The following is a 3,816-nucleotide window of genomic DNA, read 5'->3' as shown; positions in this document are numbered from 1 at the left end:
TGACATATATTAACATAGATTCCAAAAATATACAAATTATTTCACGACAGTTCCTTAGGAGAGAAGAACAAGTTCGAAAAGATGATGAGAAAAATAAAAGTAAACCTTATCTTATTTTGATTCAAAATCCAAATGATGCTGATATTTCCATGAAAAAAATCAGAGTAACTGATTTGGAAATAAATGATAATATTTTTTCATCTTTTGTTACTGCAAGCGAAAATGAATCTACAATCATTATTAATGATATTAATCTGAAAAAAATTTTTTCATTTAAAGGTTGTATTATTAAAAACTCGGAGAATGCAATTTGTGTAGTTAAAGGTATGGAGATAGATAATACCTTTATGAAGTTTAAGAAGCCTTTTTTGCTTGATAAAAATGAAAGATTTTGTCTTTTTGATAAGGATATATGGTTTAATGTTAAAAATGAAGATTTCGTGGCATCTATTATAGTAGCTGACACAAATGGAAATAATTATTCAATAAGCCTAGGGCTGATGGCAAAGACAGAGAGTATTCAGAGAAAAGAGTCAACTCGGTTGGTTGTAAGTGTGGGCACTGTTTATGTAATTAATGAAATTGGATTACCTTTTGATTATTTAACTTGATATAAGTCAGTATAAAGCTATAAATGCTAATTTGAAAATTGCACAAAAATTAATTAACTCAACTTTCCCAGCAGATATTTCCGAATAAAGCTTGAATAAATGTGGTTTGAGAAACAATCCACTCGGTTACTTTACTTTTTAATATAGGTGAGATATCTGCGGATAGTGTGGATATATGCTCCACAAACAGAGCCATCAGGCTCTGCATTGCATCCGTCAGATCCATATTCCGGATATCTTCACAGAATATGAAAAACAGTTCGCCGTATGTTTTCTGGTCATTCTGGTTCCTGCGGATCCATTCCAGAATGATATATCTTGTAAATACAATGGCTGTATGGCTTACCATTGCACCATAATTATGGCTCTGGAATTCAGTGCCTAACTTCAAAAAAGATTTTGATGCTTTGAAAAAGCATTCTAAATGAATTTATAATAACAAATGATTTCACAGAAACAATAATAGTTTGTAGCAGTGTTTCATCGTTGTTGTTGTGTGAACATTTCCATAAACTACAAGATATAAGAGCAATAATATTTGTTACGCCAATATTTAATTTGTATGATAATGCTTTTGATGAAAAATTAAAGGAAGTGGTTTGGGGTAATCTGAAGGAGGAAAATTTTGAGTTTTCTAATCCTTACTATAAGGGTTGCAAAATGAGTAAGGAACTTTTAGAAAAACTGAAAAGCCTTGCTTTGTTAGAGCATATTCGGGAATTAGAAAGTATCAAGAATAAAATATATTTTATTCTTGCAAAAGATGATTCTAATATTAATGCAGAAGAATGGCGTAATAAATGTATTAAAGAAAAATTACCATTGAATAATATAAATATAATTGATGGAAATCATTCATTTGCGAGTATACAGCAATTGTATTATTTGGCTTGTTTAATAAAAAAATATTTAATTAAAGCAGAGAAAATTTTATATGGATATTTTACTTTAAGGTTTATTAGTTATTCATGATATATTTGCACAAATAACCAAGAGAATAAAAATCTGTTGAAATATTCTCGTTTGCAATAGAAATGTAAAATTGGTAGTGGATTAAGTTGGACAGACCGAGGAGCCATTTGACGTACTTTCTGTCCTCTTGAGCCATTCTGAGACGTGTGTCCTTTTGGGTAGGAAATAGTAACACAAAAAATATCGTGTATGCATACGACGATTATGAGCCGAAAGATAACGAATTTTTGAAAGACGTAAAGGGATGTGCGACCTATACGGAAATCAAAGAGTGGATAAAATCAGAGTATGGTCTAAAGGTATCATCGCTGTATGTGGCACAGATAAAAGACAAATGCGGTTTGGAGAAGCGTCTGAATTATAATATGGGCGAAGAAAAAAGCCGTGTGCCGAAATGTCCGCTAGAGAAAGAGAAAGCGATTATGGAGGCGTTTAGGCATTTTAATATGATATAATCTGACGGATTTGGTGTTTTCAACATATGTGAATGTGTGTTAAATTAGTAAATAAGTTGGATATGAAAACTAAAAAGCTTTATAATTGATGTGTATAATACATTAAGAGATTGTAAAAAACGGAGATGAAAAATGGAATATAAAAGTATTATTGAGAGATGCAATCAATACTATAGGGAAGCGAAAGCAGCAAATCATAATCTTGATGTGTTTTATAGAGGTCAATCAAGTAACTGGGCTTTGAAATCAACGCTTCAGCGAGAAATAGAAAAGGAGAAAGAAAACGGAGTAAAAAAGATAAATGATAATGATATATTTTTAAAGAATGCAGTTTGGAATGAAAATTATTCGGTATTTGAAAATATTGCATACATGCAGCATTATGGAAAACCTACCAGATTATTAGACTTTACCACCAGCAAAGATGTGGCTTTGTATTTCGCTTGCGCAAGCGAAAAGCACATGAATGAAGATGGAGTGGTTTATTGTTGTTCATATTTCGGGAGACGTTGTGATATTTGTGATGTTAAGCTTATAATGGAAATAGCAAAACTTGAGAAAGCAATGAAAGTAGATGAATTTGTAAATTCATTTTCAGGCAAATATCATGAGTATACTTCAGTGGAATGTGAAAAATTGGCTCTAAGGATATTATCATGGGCAGAACATGGTTTTATGATTGCACCAACAAAAGAAGAAATGGAAAATTTAAGAGAGTCGAATTTGCGTATGTATAGCCAGGAGGGGGTGTTTTTTGTTCAAGGCAATAAAACAGTGGGGAGAGATACTCGTGCTATGAGTAGAAACATCCCTTTAGTGACTATCACAAATGAATTGACTGATATTCCACCAACGATATCCACATCGAGATTTATTGATAAGATTGTTATTCCGTATCAGGATAAAGAGGAAATTTTAAGAATTTTAAATGATAAAGGAATAAATAGAGAATCTTTGAGACTTTAGTGATAGGATATATATGTGAGAAATAATAGAATTTTCCATGTTTTTATCATTTCAACATTATGATTGCCCGACAAGGAAAATATGTAAACAACGGTATCAGCGGTGCAACGAACAGGTGCCCTGAGTTCAGTGTAATGATTGAAAGAGTAATGCAAGGGGATATCCAATATATCATTGCCAAAGACGAGAGCAGGCTGTGTCGTTCAACAGAGGTAGACGGTTATTTGCAGACCATATGCAGGGAGTGTGGCGTTAAGATTATTTTTATTGTATCAAACAACATATTTGACCCATTCAATGGTGAACTCGAGCATCTTACCGACGGTGTTTCCTATCTTTATATACGATTATAAGGCAAAGAATGAGCGACAGGAAGCTAGGGGAAAGTGTTTGTTCATCAATGCAGAATATATACAGGCAAGTGTCATTACCTGCTTAAAAAGAAATGATGGATTTTGATAAATACCTTTACTGATGGCAGTTATGTTTTGAACCTGTAAGGAATCATCCTTGAATATAGTATGGGTTTTGCAAGCCGTATAATCTTCCATGATTTCAAAAAAATGTTGATTTCCAGATTCAGATATGTTATATTATAGAAAAGGAGCAGCCGCCCACAAAGTGGTTAGCCTCCAAAGTTGGCAATAAGCCTACCTATAACCGGTCAAGTTAGCAAGGTAGGCTTATTTATTTTCGCTTGTTATTCCTATCAATATAGGAAAGCAGTGAAATGAGAAAAGTGCCACCCAGAATTAACGTAAACGGTAGATAGTGGGTACCTATACAAAACTGGAGCAAACCTGTATGATAGA

At 32.8% G+C, this 3,816-nt stretch carries 6 protein-coding genes; 5 read left to right on the top strand and 1 reads right to left on the bottom strand.

The genetic code is table 11. The annotated features are described in order from the left end of the window. A partial coding sequence (locus E5329_RS30235) for a hypothetical protein (protein ID WP_168356815.1) occupies nucleotides 1-611 on the top strand: 611 nt, incomplete at its 5' end. Nucleotides 612-669: 58 nt separating this feature from the next. Here E5329_RS30235 and E5329_RS28555 read toward each other — a convergent pair. Next, the gene (locus tag E5329_RS28555; protein ID WP_135992500.1) at nucleotides 670-1,002 is read right to left on the bottom strand and encodes a hypothetical protein; all 333 of its coding nucleotides are present in this window, start codon (nucleotides 1,000-1,002) and stop codon (nucleotides 670-672) included. Nucleotides 1,003-1,097: 95 nt separating this feature from the next. Here E5329_RS28555 and E5329_RS28550 point away from each other — a divergent pair, with 95 nt between their 5' ends. The 4 genes from E5329_RS28550 (at nucleotide 1,098) to E5329_RS28535 (ending at nucleotide 3,357) form a co-directional block, all read left to right on the top strand. Then, nucleotides 1,098-1,583 carry a hypothetical protein gene (locus tag E5329_RS28550; RefSeq protein ID WP_135992499.1) on the top strand — a complete coding sequence of 162 codons (486 nt, stop codon included), beginning with the start codon at nucleotides 1,098-1,100 and terminating at the stop codon, nucleotides 1,581-1,583. 146 nt (nucleotides 1,584-1,729) lie between these two features. After that, nucleotides 1,730-2,038, top strand: coding sequence for a hypothetical protein (locus E5329_RS28545; RefSeq protein ID WP_275443867.1), 309 nt, complete (start codon nucleotides 1,730-1,732; stop codon nucleotides 2,036-2,038). Nucleotides 2,039-2,170: 132 nt separating this feature from the next. Next, nucleotides 2,171-3,004 (top strand): FRG domain-containing protein, encoded by an 834-nt coding sequence (locus tag E5329_RS28540; protein WP_135992497.1) that lies wholly within the window; start codon nucleotides 2,171-2,173, stop codon nucleotides 3,002-3,004. Between the two features lie 59 nt (nucleotides 3,005-3,063). Further along, nucleotides 3,064-3,357 (top strand): recombinase family protein, encoded by a 294-nt coding sequence (locus tag E5329_RS28535; protein ID WP_135992496.1) that lies wholly within the window; start codon nucleotides 3,064-3,066, stop codon nucleotides 3,355-3,357. Nucleotides 3,358-3,816: the final 459 nt, after the last annotated feature.

Origin of the sequence: Petralouisia muris (assembly GCF_004793545.1) — a bacterium.
Lineage (GTDB): Bacteria > Bacillota > Clostridia > Lachnospirales > Lachnospiraceae > Petralouisia > Petralouisia muris.
The sequence above is the reverse complement of the archived record's forward strand: the minus strand, read 5'-3'. Positions and strand labels throughout refer to the sequence as shown.

What these genes read in the sequence shown, in the direction of transcription:
- E5329_RS28535 (WP_135992496.1), top strand. Translation starts at nt 3,064, where the DNA reads ATGATTGCCCGACAAGGAAAATATGTAAACAACGGTATCAGCGGTGCA.
- E5329_RS28540 (WP_135992497.1), top strand. Translation starts at nt 2,171, where the DNA reads ATGGAATATAAAAGTATTATTGAGAGATGCAATCAATACTATAGGGAA.